This window comes from Caballeronia sp. KNU42, assembly GCF_053760385.1.
The window spans coordinates 1254946-1268936 of the sequence record NZ_CM132389.1; the positions used below are offsets into that span (position 1 = coordinate 1254946).

At 61.0% G+C, this 13991-nt stretch carries 15 protein-coding genes; 11 read left to right on the top strand and 4 right to left on the bottom strand.

Annotated elements, in window-relative coordinates; genetic code table 11:
• Window positions 1-138 precede the first annotated feature (138 nt).
• Together ACSOSP_RS24780 and ACSOSP_RS24785 are read left to right on the top strand one after the other, a co-directional pair.
• Window positions 139-1128: a LysR family transcriptional regulator gene (locus ACSOSP_RS24780; protein WP_455313540.1), complete on the top strand. Its 990-nt coding sequence runs from the start codon at window positions 139-141 to the stop codon at window positions 1126-1128.
• Window positions 1118-1663: an ureidoglycolate lyase gene (locus tag ACSOSP_RS24785; protein ID WP_455313541.1), complete on the top strand. Its 546-nt coding sequence runs from the start codon at window positions 1118-1120 to the stop codon at window positions 1661-1663. Before ACSOSP_RS24780 ends, ACSOSP_RS24785 begins: the two co-directional genes overlap by 11 nt.
• Before the next feature lie 16 nt (window positions 1664-1679).
• Here the strand turns inward: ACSOSP_RS24785 and ACSOSP_RS24790 are convergent, their stop codons facing one another.
• Entirely contained in the window at window positions 1680-2603 is a 924-nt protein-coding gene (locus ACSOSP_RS24790) for a LysR substrate-binding domain-containing protein (protein ID WP_455313542.1), read from the bottom strand.
• Window positions 2604-2786: 183 nt separating this feature from the next.
• On the opposite strand from ACSOSP_RS24790, the gene ACSOSP_RS24795 reads away from it, so the two are divergent.
• The 9 genes from ACSOSP_RS24795 to ACSOSP_RS24835 all read left to right on the top strand — a co-directional run bounded on the left by ACSOSP_RS24795 (window position 2787) and on the right by ACSOSP_RS24835 (window position 11173).
• Window positions 2787-3818 carry an ABC transporter substrate-binding protein gene (locus tag ACSOSP_RS24795; RefSeq protein ID WP_455313666.1) on the top strand — a complete coding sequence of 344 codons (1032 nt, stop codon included), beginning with the start codon at window positions 2787-2789 and terminating at the stop codon, window positions 3816-3818.
• 59 nt (window positions 3819-3877) lie between these two features.
• Window positions 3878-4957, top strand: coding sequence for an ABC transporter ATP-binding protein (locus tag ACSOSP_RS24800; RefSeq protein WP_455313543.1), 1080 nt, complete (start codon window positions 3878-3880; stop codon window positions 4955-4957).
• Complete coding sequence (locus ACSOSP_RS24805; RefSeq protein WP_455313544.1) at window positions 4944-5816, top strand: ABC transporter permease; 873 nt, start codon at window positions 4944-4946, stop codon at window positions 5814-5816. The genes ACSOSP_RS24800 and ACSOSP_RS24805 overlap by 14 nt, the downstream gene beginning before the upstream one ends.
• Before the next feature lie 13 nt (window positions 5817-5829).
• Complete coding sequence (locus ACSOSP_RS24810) at window positions 5830-6627, top strand: ABC transporter permease (protein ID WP_455313545.1); 798 nt, start codon at window positions 5830-5832, stop codon at window positions 6625-6627.
• Window positions 6624-7766, top strand: coding sequence for an NAD(P)/FAD-dependent oxidoreductase (locus ACSOSP_RS24815; RefSeq protein ID WP_455313546.1), 1143 nt, complete (start codon window positions 6624-6626; stop codon window positions 7764-7766). Before ACSOSP_RS24810 ends, ACSOSP_RS24815 begins: the two co-directional genes overlap by 4 nt.
• A gap of 111 nt (window positions 7767-7877) precedes the next feature.
• On the top strand, window positions 7878-8246 hold the full coding sequence (locus ACSOSP_RS24820; RefSeq protein WP_455313547.1) for a (2Fe-2S)-binding protein: 369 nt from the start codon (window positions 7878-7880) through the stop codon (window positions 8244-8246).
• Window positions 8236-9630 (top strand): FAD/NAD(P)-dependent oxidoreductase, encoded by a 1395-nt coding sequence (locus tag ACSOSP_RS24825; protein WP_455313548.1) that lies wholly within the window; start codon window positions 8236-8238, stop codon window positions 9628-9630. The genes ACSOSP_RS24820 and ACSOSP_RS24825 overlap by 11 nt, the downstream gene beginning before the upstream one ends.
• Window positions 9623-10759 carry an NAD(P)/FAD-dependent oxidoreductase gene (locus ACSOSP_RS24830; protein ID WP_455313549.1) on the top strand — a complete coding sequence of 379 codons (1137 nt, stop codon included), beginning with the start codon at window positions 9623-9625 and terminating at the stop codon, window positions 10757-10759. Before ACSOSP_RS24825 ends, ACSOSP_RS24830 begins: the two co-directional genes overlap by 8 nt.
• Window positions 10760-10819: 60 nt before the next feature.
• Window positions 10820-11173 (top strand): RidA family protein, encoded by a 354-nt coding sequence (locus ACSOSP_RS24835; protein ID WP_213768060.1) that lies wholly within the window; start codon window positions 10820-10822, stop codon window positions 11171-11173.
• A 176-nt stretch (window positions 11174-11349) separates the two neighbouring features.
• Here ACSOSP_RS24835 and ACSOSP_RS24840 read toward each other — a convergent pair whose 3' ends face one another.
• The 3 genes from ACSOSP_RS24840 to ACSOSP_RS24850 all read right to left on the bottom strand — a co-directional run bounded on the left by ACSOSP_RS24840 (window position 11350) and on the right by ACSOSP_RS24850 (window position 13890).
• Window positions 11350-11769 (bottom strand): type II toxin-antitoxin system HicB family antitoxin, encoded by a 420-nt coding sequence (locus ACSOSP_RS24840; RefSeq protein ID WP_455313550.1) that lies wholly within the window; start codon window positions 11767-11769, stop codon window positions 11350-11352.
• A 302-nt stretch (window positions 11770-12071) separates the two neighbouring features.
• On the bottom strand, window positions 12072-12701 hold the full coding sequence (locus ACSOSP_RS24845) for a TetR/AcrR family transcriptional regulator (RefSeq protein WP_455313551.1): 630 nt from the start codon (window positions 12699-12701) through the stop codon (window positions 12072-12074).
• A gap of 283 nt (window positions 12702-12984) precedes the next feature.
• Window positions 12985-13890, bottom strand: a complete 906-nt coding sequence (locus ACSOSP_RS24850; RefSeq protein WP_455313552.1) for a LysR family transcriptional regulator — start codon at window positions 13888-13890, stop codon at window positions 12985-12987.
• Window positions 13891-13991 lie beyond the last annotated feature (101 nt).

Here is a 13991-nt window from a genome sequence, read left to right on the forward strand (position 1 = left end):
CCGATGTCCAACAAGTAAATGTGGGCCTACGTGCTCACTTTTTCTTATCACGCGGAAATTTTTCCAGCGATAAACTGAAGGGAATGATTCGGTCGATGCTCGCCGCTTCGCCACTCAACGCATCAGCCGGGGTGCGCCATGAATGTCCGCTTTCTCGAAACGTTTGTATGGCTCGCCAAGCTGCGCAACTTCCGGATGACGGCCGAGCATTTGCACGCGACCCAGGCCGCCATCTCCAGCCGGATATCTGCCCTGGAGCAGGAGTTTGGCGTGCGCCTGTTCGACCGCGGACCGCGCGATGTGACACTCACGCAGGAAGGCACCAAGGCGCTTGCGTTCGCGGAGCAGATCCTGAAGCTGAACCGCGACATGCTCGCGAGCGTGAGCGACCGTTCCAAGGTATCCGGGTTGTTGCGGCTGGGCGTGATCGAGTCGGTCGTGCATACGTGGCTGCCGAATCTGCTGAAGCGGGTAAGGGAGGAGTATCCGAACCTCACGATCGAACTCACGTCGGACACCACGGCCAATCTTTCCGGGCATCTCGTGAACGGCAATGTGGACGTCGCATTGCTGACCACGAACGTGACCGGCAGCGACGCCGTCAACATTCCGCTTGGGACACTCCCCATGCGATGGGTGGCGAGCCCTTCGCTCAACCTATCGGCTGAAGCGCTCTCGGAGGCTGAGCTGGCTGCGTTTCCCATCGTCAGTTTTGCGCGGCACTCGGCGCCCCATGGTTTTCTCACCGAGCTGTTCGCGGCAAGTGGTGAGACCACCGTCCAGATCAACTGTGTCTCGTCGGTGGCCGCGATTATTCGTCTTGTCGTCGATGGGTTCGGCATAGCTGTGTTGCCGACCGCGTTTGTCATGCACGAGTTGCAGTCGGGACGGCTGCAATTGCTGCAGGTGACGCACCGTGTTCCGGCGCTCCCGCTTGTAGCAACGTTCAGGCGCAGCCCGGACAGCTTGCTGTGCGAATCCATTACACGCCTTGCGTTGCAGGTCGTGCGTGATTTCAGCCTGGCCAATGGCCCCGAGTTCGCGCTTTTTCCCAATACAGACGATGCGCCGGTTTCACTACCAGGCCCCTCTATTAATCCAGACGCCTTGCCGAAAAATGCCGACTGATCTTTATCCTTCTCTCACGATTGAACCGCTCAGCGCCGAGGCCTTCAATGCCTATGGCTGGATGCTGGGCAAGCCGCTCAAGAAAGACGGCGACGCTCCCGCGTACAGCAGTCCGGCGTCAGACTTCTGGCGCGAGCATCTCTTCGATACCGGCGCGACAGGCGAGACCGAAGTCCTGTGGGTCAAGTACAGGAACGCTGATGAAACGGTCGCGAGCCTCGAAGCCCATTGGCTGACGCAGCAAGCTATCGTGCCGCTGACCGCGCCTGTGATCCAGATCGTTGCAACGAGCACAGAGGGCGGCCAACCCGATATGGAGACGCTCCGCGCGTTTTGGGTGCCGCAAGGCGTTGGTGTCTGCATGCGGCCGCACTGCTGGCACGCAACGCGGGTGCCCCACGGCGAGTCGACGTGCCTCATGCTTACGCGGCGCTCGACGACCTACGACCTGGTGGTGCATCTGGAAACCGGAGCGCCAGCATGCGAGAGCGCAATCAAGCCGATTTCGACGCATAAGCTGGTGGGTCTGAAGTAGCCAGGATCACATCTCCTCAAGCTCGCTTCAACCGCTCCAGCTTACCCATCGCCGCCATCCGATCGTCGTGCGTCTTTCGCAGTATGTCGACGAATTCCATGGTCAGGCGAGCCCGCGGCTGATGCGGAGGAAACAGCAGATAAATGGGAAACAGGACCGCTGGCGTGAACGGACGGATCTCGATGCCAGGCCCGGCAAAATCCTGTGCGACGATAGGATGTGACAGCGTCACGCCCATGCCGCTGCGGACCATCTCGCAGCAGATGGCCGAGTATTGAGCCTCGATTGCCATGACTCGTTCAACGCCCGCATGCGCGAAGACCTCGTCCATCTGGGCGCGTGTGCCGTCGCCATGACACAGAGAGATATAGGGTTCCCCCTGAAAATCCTTCGGCTTGAGCGACGCTTTCTTCGCCAGCCGATGACCCGCAGGGAGCACGCCAACCGCGGCCACCTTCGATAACAACTCGACCTCGCAATTGGACGCCTCGGCAGGATAGATCGCGACCCCGAGGTCGCAGAACTGGGAACTCGTCCAGTGGTTGACGGTGCCCGACGTGTTCACGTGCAACGAGATGGTGACTTCCGGATACAAGGCCTGGAAGCGCTGGATTGCATGCGGCACCAGAGTCATTCCCGCGGACGGCATTGCTGCAATGCGCAATCGACCGGTGCCCAGATTCTTGATCTGGGCCGCCGCATTGGTCAGCCCTTGCAGGCCGACGTACGCGCGTTCCACTTCGCGAAAGAACGCGTTCCCCTCGCTGGTCGGAATCAACCTGACGCCACTGCGCAAGAAAAGCAGGAGCCCGGTCTCGCGTTCGAGTTGCGTGATCAGGCGGCTGATATTGGGCTGCGACGTAAACAATTCCTTGGCCGCCGCGGTCATTGAACCCGCCAGCATGACTGCCCGGAACGCCTCTATGTGCTTAAGATTCATTGAACGAGACCCATATCATTCATGTATGGATAGCTATTTTATTCTTATTGGACGATATGCCCTGCAACGAACAAAATAAATTTGCCTGACCACCTTCCTCAAGCGTCCGACCCGCCCCAGTCTGGAGAATCGCCCATGAAACAACTGCAGCAGATTGCTTGTTCGTCGTCTTCTCGTTCGTATATGCGACCCCTGCTGATTGCGCTCGGCTGCGCTGCGGGGTTGTCCGGATCGCTGCTGGCGCAGGCTGAAACCACGCTTTATGTGGCGAACGTAGGTGGCTCGAACGAGACCATGTATCGCGAGAAGATCATCCCGCCGTTCGAGAAAGCGCACGACGTCAAGATCGTCTACGTTGCGGGGAATTCCAGCGACACGCTCGCGAAATTGCAGGCGCAAAAAGGGCATCAGCAGATCAATGTCGCGGTGATGGATGACGGCCCGATGTACCAGGCAATGCAGATGGGTCTATGCGCGAAGGTCGAGGAAGCGCCGGTGATGAAGGACCTGTATCCGCTTGCGCGTCTTGGTCCCACCTCGGTGGGTGTCGGCATGGTCGCCACAGGGATTGGCTATAACGCGGATGCCTTCAAGAAAATGGGCCTGCCCGCGCCGGATTCCTGGAACGTGCTGTACGACAAGCGCCTGAAGGGCAAGCTCGGCATGCCGCCGATCACCAACACCTACGGCCTGCATACGCTGGTGATGCTCGCCCGTTTGAATGGCGGCGGCGAGAAGAACATTGACCCGGGGTTTACGGCGATGTCCAAGCAGGTCGCACCGGATGTCCTGTCGTGGGCGCCGACGCCCGGTGAAATGGACGGACTGATGCAAAGCGGCGACGTGATCCTCGCGCCGTATGGAAGCGGCCGCGCCGTTGCGCTGCAGAACACGGGTTTCCCGCTGAAGTTTTTCTATCCGAAAGAGGGTGGCGTTGCGCTGCAGGTCGGGGCTTGCGCCGTGGCCGAGAACGCACAGCCGGCGTTGTCGCAGCAGTTCATCCAGTATCTGCTGAGCCCGCAGGTGCAGACGATTCAAGCGCAGGCGATCGGCCTCGGCCCGGTCAACAAGACGGTGCAACTGACGCCGGAAGTGGCGGCGCGCGTACCGTATGGTCCTGAACAGATATCGAAGCTGGTTGCGGTGGACTGGACGACGATCAACCAGCATCGGACCGAGTGGACCGAACGCTGGAATCGCAGCGTGGAGCGCTGAGCGTTGAGCTTCATCCGGAGCTTCACACGCCGGCCGCCGACTTTAACTCACGGACGCACATGAGCTTTCTGACACTCAAAGGCATCTCGAAGCATTACGGCGACTTCACCGCGATCGAACAGATCGACCTTGATGTCGAGCGTGGTGAGTTCCTGTCGCTGCTCGGTCCCTCCGGTTGCGGCAAGACCACGACGCTGCAGATGATCGCGGGCTTTGTCACGCCAAGCACCGGCACGATCCTGCTCGACGGTCGCGACATCACACATGAGCGGCCGGAGAAGCGCGGCATGGGCGTGGTGTTCCAGAGCTATGCGTTGTTTCCGCATATGACCGTGAACGGCAACGTCGGCTTTGGCCTCGAGATGCGCAACATGAAACGCGCGGCACGCGCTGATCGCGTGGCCGAAGCGCTCGATCTCGTGCGTCTGAACGGACTGGGTGGCCGCTATCCGAAAGAGTTGTCGGGCGGCCAGCGGCAACGCGTCGCGATTGCCCGCGCGCTTGCCATGCGCCCCGAACTGCTGCTGCTCGACGAACCGATGTCCAATCTCGACGCCAAGTTGCGCGAGGAAATGCACATCGAATTGCGGTCCATTCAGAAGCGGCTCGGCATCACAACCATTCTTGTGACGCACGATCAAGTCGAAGCCATGACGATGAGCGATCGCATCGCGGTGATGCATCGCGGCAAGATCGCGCAACTGAGCACGCCGTTCGAAGCGTACGAGCGCCCGGAGACTGCGTTCGCATCGGCGTTTCTTGGCAAGACCAATCTGTTGCCTGGCGCGGTGTTGCGCCTCAATGCCCGTTGCGCTGAAGTCGATGTAGCGGGGACCACGCTCAAGGTGCCGCACGAGGGTCGCGATGTGCAGGGCGAGGTGAACGTGTACATCCGCCCGGAGAAGGTCCATCTCGCGACCATCAATACAGCGGGGGTTCGCGCTACTGGCCGCATCACTACGCGCGTGTTCACCGGTAACCAATGGCTTCTGCTGATCGATACCGGTCTTGGGCGACTGAGCGTGGCCCAGGCGAACAACGGCGCACCACCGCCCGATGAAGGCGCGGAGGTCGGCGTCGCGTGGTCTGATGACGACTTGCGTGTGCTTCAGAAGGAGGGACACCATGGCCACGCTTGACAACGATCGCGCGGGTGCCGCGCCATGGCTCTTGTCCGCTCCCGCGTTGCTGTTGTTCGGCAGTCTGCTGCTGGTGCCGCTGCTGTTGACGCTCGTGTTGTCCTTCCACGTTTTCAGTGACAGCCAGGGCACGCTCACGACCTACACGCTGCGGAACTACCTCGAAGTCGTCACCGATCCCTACTACGGCGCTATCTTCGCGCGCACCGCAGGCCTCGCGTTCGCCGTGACCTTGCTATGCATCCTGCTTGGTGTGCCCGAGACCATCGTGCTCGCGCGGATGAAACGTCCGTGGCAATCCATCTGCCTGCTCGTCGTGCTCGGTCCGTTGTTGATATCGGTGGTGGTGCGCACGCTCGGCTGGCAGATCTTGCTTGGTAATAACGGTGTATTGAACAACGCGTTGCAGGCGCTTCACATCACCGATGAACCTATCCGCCTCGTCTTCACCATGACCGGCGTTGTGATCGCCCTCACGCACGTGCTGGTGCCCTTCATGGTGATGTCGGTATGGGCGACGTTGCAGAAGCTGGACCCGCAAGTGGAATGGGCCGGCCGGTCCATGGGCGCCTCGCCGTTCCGCGTGTTCCGGCGCGTGGTGCTGCCGCAAATCCTGCCGGGCATCCTGTCTGGCTCGATCATTGTCTTCGCGCTGTCGGCATCGGCGTTTGCTACGCCCGCGTTGATCGGCGGCCGGCGTCTCAAGGTGGTCGCGACCGCCGCTTACGACGAATTCCTCGGCACGCTGAACTGGCCGCTTGGAGCGACGATCGCTGTCCTGCTGCTGATCGCGAATGTGGCAATCGTACTGGGCTGTAGTCGTCTCGCCGAGCGCCGTTTCAAGCATATATTCGATTGAACCGGGAGACGTCATGAAACAAAACGGATTCCTGGGCCTGCTGTTTAATGCGCTCTTCCTTGCGTTCATCGCGGCGCCGCTGGTGGTCGTGATCGCGGTCTCGTTCACCGACAAGGGCTTCATCTCGCTGCCGTTCGACGGCGCGTCGTTGCGCTGGTTCAAGGCGCTTCTGCACAACGACCAGATCGTCGATGCCTTCTGGCTCTCGGTGCGCCTCGCGCTGGTGGCGGCCACGGTCGGCGTAGCGCTTGCGTTGCCGGCGGCGCTGGCCATCGCGCGTTATCGGTTCCCCGGACGCGGCGCGCTGACCGGCTTTTTCCTCTCGCCCATGATGATTCCCGCCGTCGTGCTGGGCATCGCGTTCCTGCGCTTCCTGAGCTTGCTCGGCCTCGGCGGCTCGTTCTGGGCGCTCTGCGCGACGCACGTGATCATTGTGTTGCCGTACGCGCTGCGGCTGGCGTTGTCATCGGCTATTGGACTCGATCGCGATGCAGAACGGGCAGCGCTGTCATGTGGCGCGAGCCGCTTCACGGCCTTTCGCCGCGTCGTGCTGCCGATGATCCGCACCGGCGTGGCCGGGGGCTGGGTGCTGTCGTTCATCCAGAGCTTCGACGAACTCACGATGACCATTTTTGTCGCGACGCCGGGCACGACCACGCTGCCCGTCGCGATGTACAACCAGATCGCGCAGACGATCGATCCATTGGTGGCCTCCGTGTCGACCGTGTTGATCGTCGGCACAATAATACTGATGCTGGTGCTCGACCGGATGGTGGGTCTGGACCGCGTCCTGATTGGAGAAACACGATGAGAGGTCATTCAGTCGACAGTCCCGACGTGCTGGTGGTCGGGGGTGGGCTGGTAGGAACGGCCGTGGCCTACGGGCTGGCGCGCGAAGGGGCAAAAGTCACGGTGCTGGATCAAGGCGATGGCGGTTTTCGTGCGTCGCGCGGCAATTTCGGGCTGGTGTGGGTGCAGGGCAAAGGCTACGGTTTGACGCCCTATGCACGCTGGTCGCGCAGTTCGTCAAGATTGTGGCCGGGACTCGCCGCGGCGTTGCTGGCAGAAACGGGTATTGATGTATCGCTCAAGCAGCCCGGCGGTTTCCACCTGTGTTTCTCCGACGAAGAAATGGCCGAGCGCGAGAAGCGCCTGTCCACGTTGCAGGCGGAACTGGGCGACGAGTATCCGTTTCAATTGCTCGATGCACGGGAGTTGCGCGAACGTATTCCCGCTGTAGGACCTGAAGTGATCGGCGCAAGTTATACGCCCATGGACGGGCATGTGAATCCGCTCAAGCTGCTGCGCGCGCTGCACGACGCCATACAGCGGCGCGGTGTGACGCTTATTAGCGGCGAAGATATCCAGCGCATTGTTCCCGAGACTAACGGCTTCGCCGTGCACGGTAAGAACGCGGTATGGCGCGCGCCGAAGGTTGTCCTGTCAGCGGGCCTTGGCAACCGGGCGCTAAGCGCCCAGGTGGGCCTGCATGCGCCGGTTGCGCCGAATCGCGGACAGGTGCTGGTCAGTGAACGGGTCGCCCCGTTCCTGCATTACCCGACCATCAATGTGCGCCAGACCGATGAAGGCTCCGTGCAGTTCGGTGACTCGATGGAGGAGGTCGGTTACAACGACTTCACCACCGCCGATGTGCTCTCGACCATCGCGCGGCGCGGTGTGCGTGCGTTCCCGTTGTTGAAGAACGTGCGGCTGGTACGCACCTGGGCTGCGCTGCGTGTCTACAGCCCGGATGGTTTCCCGATCTACGAGCAGTCGCTGCAGTATCCAGGCGCGTTCGTTGTGACCTGTCACAGCGGCGTGACGCTCGCGGCAGCGCATGCAATGCGCATTGCCCCCTGGATCAGAGGCGGACCGATCCCCGATGAACTGGCTTCGTTTCGAGGCGGCCGCTTTCTCGCCGCCGATCACGCGGCCAGCCATGCTCATTAGCCGCTTCAACGTCTCGCTTGCATCGACTTCGGGAACAACGGTTTGCCATTGTCCCTCTACCGCGATGCGTCCTGAACGCCGCCATTCCGCTTTGCTTCGACCTGTCCGACTATGACTTCAAAACCGCTATTCAGAGTGCTTTCGCCGGCTGCTGGCGCCGATGCCAAGGCCGAGGCCACTATCCAGATCTGGTTCAATGACCAGCCGCTCAGCGTGCCGGCCGGACGCTCGGTTGCCGCCGCATTGCTGGCCGCAGGCGTCCAGCGATTTCGCGCGACGCCAGTGTCCGGTGCGCCACGTGCGCCGTATTGCATGATGGGCGCGTGTTTCGAATGCCTGGTCGAGATCGACGGTATGCCGAGCCGGCAGAGTTGCCTCGTCGCGGTGCAAGACGGCATGCGTATTCATTCACAAGAGGGGGCGCGCGACTTGCCGCCGCTGTCCGATGTGAACCCGGTGGAGAACGCTCATGGCCGCTGAAACCTTTGATGTTGCCGTGATCGGCGCCGGGCCTGCCGGGCTCGCTGCTGCAACGCAGGCTGCGAGAGCCGGGCTGTCCGTGGTCCTGCTCGATGAACAGGAAGCGGTCGGCGGGCAGATCTATCGCGCGATCGAGCGTAGCGACGCTCAGCGCCGCGAGATCCTCGGCGCGGACTATGCCGCGGGTGCGGCGCTCGCGAGCGAGTTTGCGCGTTCGGGTGCGCGTTACGTGCCGAACGCGTCGGTCTGGCAAGTCACGCGCGAGCGTACGGTGCATTATCTGAAGGACGGCAAGGTGAGCAGCTTCGAGGCCCGGCGCGTGGTGCTCGCGACCGGTGCGCTGGAGCGGCCGTTTCCGATTCCCGGCTGGACCCTGCCCGGGGTGATGACCGCCGGCGCCGCACAGATCCTGCTGAAAAGCGCGGGCGAAGTGCCGGCTGATGCGCCCATACTCGTCGGCTGCGGACCGCTGCTTTATTTGCTCGGCTGGCAGTACGTCCGCGCGGGTGTACCTATTCGCGCGCTCGTGGACACTACGCGTCATGAAGACCGCTGGCGCGCGAAGCGGCACATGTTGTCCGCTTTGCGCGCGTGGCCGTATCTGAGCAAAGGCCTGCAGTTGATGCGGACCTTGCGCGAAGCAGGCGTGTCAATGCATGAAGCCGCCGATGATCTCCGGGTAGAAAGCGGTATCGATGAAGACGGTTCCGAACGGGCGCGCGCTTTGAATTTCTCAGTGCGTGGCGTGTCGCATCGGATCGAGGCCAACGTGATCCTGCTGCATCAGGGCGTGGTGCCGAATACGCAGTTCACGCTCTCGCTCAGGGCATCGCATGAGTGGGATGACGCGCAGTTATGCTTCGCGCCCGTCACCGATGAATGGGGCGAACTCGATGTCCCCGGCATCTTCGTCGCGGGAGATGGCGGTGGCATCGGCGGCGCGCAGGCGGCGCAAACGCAGGGCGAAGTCACAGCGCTGGCGATTGCTGCTCAGCTCGGCGTGATCGATACCGCCGCGCGCAATCGCACTGCGGCGCCGCTGCTTCGCCGGCTGGCCGAGGTCATGCGCATTCGTCCTTTCCTCGACAGTCTCTACCGTCCACGCGATGAAAATCGGGTGCCGAAGGACGAGGTGATCGTGTGCCGCTGCGAGGAAGTCACTGCCGGTGAGTTGCGCAATTTCGTGAAGCTCGGCTGTCTTGGGCCGAACCAGGCGAAATCCTTCGGCCGATGCGGCATGGGTCCATGTCAAGGCCGCTTGTGCGGATTGACCGTGACCGAAGTGATCGCGAATGCACGCAGCGTGCCTCCCGACACGGTGGGCTATTACCGCATCCGTCCGCCGATCAAACCACTCACGCTCGGAGAACTGGCCGGTGAATAAGCCCGTAGCCTATGAGTCGGATGTGCTGGTCATCGGCGGTGGGCTGCATGGATCGAGCAGCGCATTCCATATGGCACGCCGCGGGGTGGGCGTGACCGTGCTGGAAGCCGATTATGTCGGGCGCCACGCATCGGGCGTCAATGCGGGTGGCGTGCGTACACTCGGTCGGCCATTGCCGGAGATCCCTCTTGCGTTGATGTCCCGGGAGATCTGGCACGACATCGTCGATACAATCGGTGACGACTGCGGTTTCGTGGCGTCGGGGCAGTTGAAGATTGCGGAGACCGAAGCCGAACTCGATGAATGCCGCGAACGCGTCGCGCTGCTCGAAGCGCATGGTTTCACGCATGAGAAAATCATCGATCGTGAGACCGTGCTTGAACTTGAGCCCGCGCTTACGCCGCATGTGACCGGCGGTATCTGGGTCGAACGCGATGGTTACGCGTTGCCGTTCAGGACGACCACCGCGTTCCGGCTGGCGGCGGAGCGTCACGGGGCTGTGTTTCATGAAGGTACACCGGTCAGGCGTATTGAACAGAAGGGCGAACGGTGGTTTGCACATACCCCGTCGGGAGTTTTCTCCGCCGCGAAGCTGGTGGTCACGGCCGGCGCGTGGGCGGGTGAGCTCTCGCAACAAGTGGGCGAGCCGGTTCCGGTTCATCCGGAAGGGTTGATGCTGATGGTCACGCATCGGGCCGCACCGTTCTGCCGTGCGACACTCGGCGCGACGGGACGGCCGTTGTCGTTCAAGCAATTCGATAACGGCACGGTGGTGATTGGCGGCAAGCTGATCGGGATCGCGGACTTGCCCGGACGCCATGGCGAAGTCGATTTCGCGCGGCTGGTGAAGAGCGCAAATACGGTCGTCGATCTGTTTCCGCACTTGCGCAATCTCGGCATCAATCGAGCATGGGCCGGCGTGGAAGCGTTCACCGACGACTCGCTGCCCGTGATCTCGGCCAGCCGGCGTGCGTCGAACCTGACCTATTCGTTCGGGTACTGCGGCAGCGGGTTCCAGCTAGGGCCGGCATGCGGGAAGCTGGTGTCGGAACTGGTGCTGGACGGCGTGGCGTCTTTGCCGCTGGATGCGTTTGCCATCGACCGGTTCAAGGATGTCGCGGCGGCATAGAGATGACACATGTTTATGCCATGCTGATTGATGGTAATTTTAAATTAACGAGGAATACTTATGAATGATATCGTCAGAATCGAAACCAACCAACGGATGAGCCGTGTCGTGAAGGCGGCAGGGCTGGTGTTCGTCGGCGGACAGACGTCGAATGACCGCACGCTCGACGTAAAAGGACAGACGCAGCAGGTTCTCGCGAAGATCGACGGTTTTCTCGCGCAAGCGGGTATCGATAAAACGCGGCTGGTGTCGGCGCAGGTCTGGCTGGCGGATATTGGCCGCGACTTCGCGGGCATGAACGAAGTGTGGGATGCATGGGTCGCACCGGGTTGCGCGCCGACACGCGCGACGGTCGAATCCAAGCTGGCCGCGCCGGATCTGCTGGTTGAAATCACGGTGACTGCGCTGGCGTGATTTTGCCGGGCAAGGGTGTTGGCTTTTGCCCGGATGGTGTTTTGTTACGGATGCGCGCAAATGAGTCAAGCGCTTTGCGCAGTGCGTTGACGGGCGTCTTGGGCTCGGCAGCAGCCCAATTAGAAAGGCCCCGTAAACGCCGACGCGTCCGGGGCCGAACTTTGTGCGAAAACTGATCAGGCGATGGATATTTCCAACCGTTTGCCGAGCTTGTTGAACGCCGCTTCAATGGCATCCAGCTTGGATGAATGACGCGGATCAAGCAACCGATCGACCTGCGGCATATGTACGTCCAGACGACGTGCGAGTTCCGACTTCTTGATACCCTGGCGGATCATTTCGTTGGCGAGCAAAACCTTCGAAACGACGAGTGCCGGCAACGTCACGACAGGCTGTCCTTTTTTTGGTTTTGAAGGAGGGGGAACCTCCCGCTTCGCGTCAAAATAGATCTCGATGGCGCTCTCCAAAGCGTCCAGCGCGTTAAGTAGTGCCTCGTCTTCATCGTCTCCGACAGATACGGCTTCGGGGATATCCGGGAAGGTCACCAGATACGTGTTCTTCGTATCTAGCTCCAATTTCACAGGATAAGACAACATGGTTATGTGATTCTCCGATAATTTTCACACCTCAAAACCGAAGTGCGATGTCTTGCATTGCAACGACTCCGCGACCTATCATCTACAGCGAATGTGTGAAGGCAGCCCCTCCCGAGGCCACCGACTCACTTCAATCCAAGCTGTTTCTTAATCTGCTCAACTAACCCCGTTCCCATTTCTGAATCCGGCGGCACGGTTTTCTCATGCGTGATCGGCTGGAACTGGGCCGCCTGAGACTGCGGTCTGCGTCGCGATGCGGGGCGATCTCCACCGGGCCTATCACCTAGCGGGAATCTCCCCGATCATCCGTTTTGATCACCAGAGCTTGCGCTACGTGACCCGCGCACGGAGCGCGTTTTTTTCGGAGCTTCAGAACAACCTGCCCACTGGCGCTCGTCCAGCAGTCGATCAAATAAACGGCCGCGCTCCTTGTCTGAAAGCGGGCACAGCCCGAGCAGTGAGGTCAATGCGAGGCCTCTCGCTGCCTCCCAGCGCAACAAGGCGAGCTCAGGGTCGGCTGCCTCGGACTTGACGCGCTTGATCCTCTTTGCATCCGATTCCCGAATGGCGGACAGAAGCGTGGGATCTTCCACCAGCGCCGCCAGAATCGCATGGCCCACCGAGTCCTGCTGAGTCATGGATTCGCGGGTTGTCGCGATCTGCACCAACAGGGCGGCGCTGGGATGGTCGGGACCGATCTTCGCCAGGTAGTCCCGGGAGAAGTTCTCGAAATACTCCGTGCGGTGCTCGAGCAACGCTTTCAGCACGTTTCCTTTTGTCTGGAACTGGTGCATCAGCCCGCCCTTACTGATACCGCTTTCGCGCGAGATGGCATCGAACGTGAGCTGGCCCGGGCCATCGCGGGAAATAATGGTGAGCGCCGCCTGGATGGCTGCTGCACGGGAGCGTTCCGAGCGGGTTGGATTGTCCATAAGTTCTCTCAAGAGCTAATACGCGTCCACGCAACTGCAAAAATATCGCAAGAGCATGCGTGGCCGCTCGAGCGTTGTCGTTCTTTATCCCGCGAAGGGATGATTGCCGGACGGCTGGATGACGCCAATGACATTAGTGCCAGCCGTAGCTTCGCATACTTTTGAAGCGGCCTCTGCGCTTGTACTTTGCATCGGTCATCACGCAGCCAACCTGCACGGATCGCCACTATACAAGCGTCAGTGGTGGTGCAACACGATCAGTCATAGCCATCAGACACAGCCATCAGCGATCCCACGGCGGCTCGTCGCGAAATGCCTCGACTAGATAATCGATGAACTGCCGAACCTTCGACGGCACATAGCGTGCAGTCGGATAAACCGCGTTGATGGTCAGCTCGGCGGTCCTGTAGTCAGGGAGCAACCTGATCAAGTTTCCAGCCTTGATATCGTGCCCAAAAACGAAGGTGGGCCCATATGCAATCCCGACGCCCGCGAGTGCCGCCGAGAGCAGCATCTGCATGTTGTTGGCCTGCATCCGAAGCGGTCCGTCGATCACATGGTCGTGATCCTGTTCGTCCGTCAGTGTCCATTCAGGAGCCGATACCGCTTCGTTGAACGCCAGCCGAGGTGCAAGCCGGAGGTCGTCGGGATCTTCAGGCGTGCCCTCACGGCTGAGGTACGCCGGTGACGCGCAGATTGCCATGCGGCAGGGTGCGAGGCGCCGGGCGACGAGATCGGAGTCGGGCAGCTTGCCGATACGGATGGCCACGTCAATGCCCGCGCTTTGCAGGTCGACATAGCGATCATCGAGAGAGACTTCAATGCTTACATGGGGATGATCGTCAAGATAGCGCGCGACGAGTTCGCCCATATGCATGGTCCCGAACGTGACCGGCGCGGCGACTCGCAAGGTGCCGCGTACCGCGCTGTGCGCGTCGCTGGCTTCGCGGTTGGCATCGTCGAATTCCTCGAGGATGTGTTGGCACCGGACGTAGTACGTGCGCCCGGCGTCGGTGAGGCTCAGGCTTCGAGTGCTGCGATGAAGCAGGCGCACGTTCAACTCGGCTTCGAGCGCGCTGACGTATTTGCCCGCCATCGAGGCGGACAAGCCAAAACGTTTGCCGGCGGCCACGAGACTGCCCTCGTCGATGGCGGCCACAAACACGGCGATGCTCGCAAAGCGGTCCATTTTTATTCGATAGCCGGATGATTGGGTGATGATACCAAAGCGGGGATTATCGCCTTTCATGCGCTAATCTAACATCGCCTTGTGAGTTTGGCCGACCACGG

Excerpts from the sequence above, each read along its gene's own strand:
- ACSOSP_RS24780 (WP_455313540.1), top strand. The coding sequence starts at position 139 with ATGAATGTCCGCTTTCTCGAAACGTTTGTATGGCTCGCCAAGCTGCGC.
- ACSOSP_RS24785 (WP_455313541.1), top strand. The coding sequence starts at position 1,118 with ATGCCGACTGATCTTTATCCTTCTCTCACGATTGAACCGCTCAGCGCC.
- ACSOSP_RS24790 (WP_455313542.1), bottom strand. The coding sequence starts at position 2,603 with ATGAATCTTAAGCACATAGAGGCGTTCCGGGCAGTCATGCTGGCGGGT.
- ACSOSP_RS24795 (WP_455313666.1), top strand. The coding sequence starts at position 2,787 with ATGCGACCCCTGCTGATTGCGCTCGGCTGCGCTGCGGGGTTGTCCGGA.
- ACSOSP_RS24800 (WP_455313543.1), top strand. The coding sequence starts at position 3,878 with ATGAGCTTTCTGACACTCAAAGGCATCTCGAAGCATTACGGCGACTTC.
- ACSOSP_RS24805 (WP_455313544.1), top strand. The coding sequence starts at position 4,944 with ATGGCCACGCTTGACAACGATCGCGCGGGTGCCGCGCCATGGCTCTTG.
- ACSOSP_RS24810 (WP_455313545.1), top strand. The coding sequence starts at position 5,830 with ATGAAACAAAACGGATTCCTGGGCCTGCTGTTTAATGCGCTCTTCCTT.
- ACSOSP_RS24815 (WP_455313546.1), top strand. The coding sequence starts at position 6,624 with ATGAGAGGTCATTCAGTCGACAGTCCCGACGTGCTGGTGGTCGGGGGT.
- ACSOSP_RS24820 (WP_455313547.1), top strand. The coding sequence starts at position 7,878 with ATGACTTCAAAACCGCTATTCAGAGTGCTTTCGCCGGCTGCTGGCGCC.
- ACSOSP_RS24825 (WP_455313548.1), top strand. The coding sequence starts at position 8,236 with ATGGCCGCTGAAACCTTTGATGTTGCCGTGATCGGCGCCGGGCCTGCC.
- ACSOSP_RS24835 (WP_213768060.1), top strand. The coding sequence starts at position 10,820 with ATGAATGATATCGTCAGAATCGAAACCAACCAACGGATGAGCCGTGTC.
- ACSOSP_RS24840 (WP_455313550.1), bottom strand. The coding sequence starts at position 11,769 with ATGTTGTCTTATCCTGTGAAATTGGAGCTAGATACGAAGAACACGTAT.
- ACSOSP_RS24845 (WP_455313551.1), bottom strand. The coding sequence starts at position 12,701 with ATGGACAATCCAACCCGCTCGGAACGCTCCCGTGCAGCAGCCATCCAG.
- ACSOSP_RS24850 (WP_455313552.1), bottom strand. The coding sequence starts at position 13,890 with ATGGACCGCTTTGCGAGCATCGCCGTGTTTGTGGCCGCCATCGACGAG.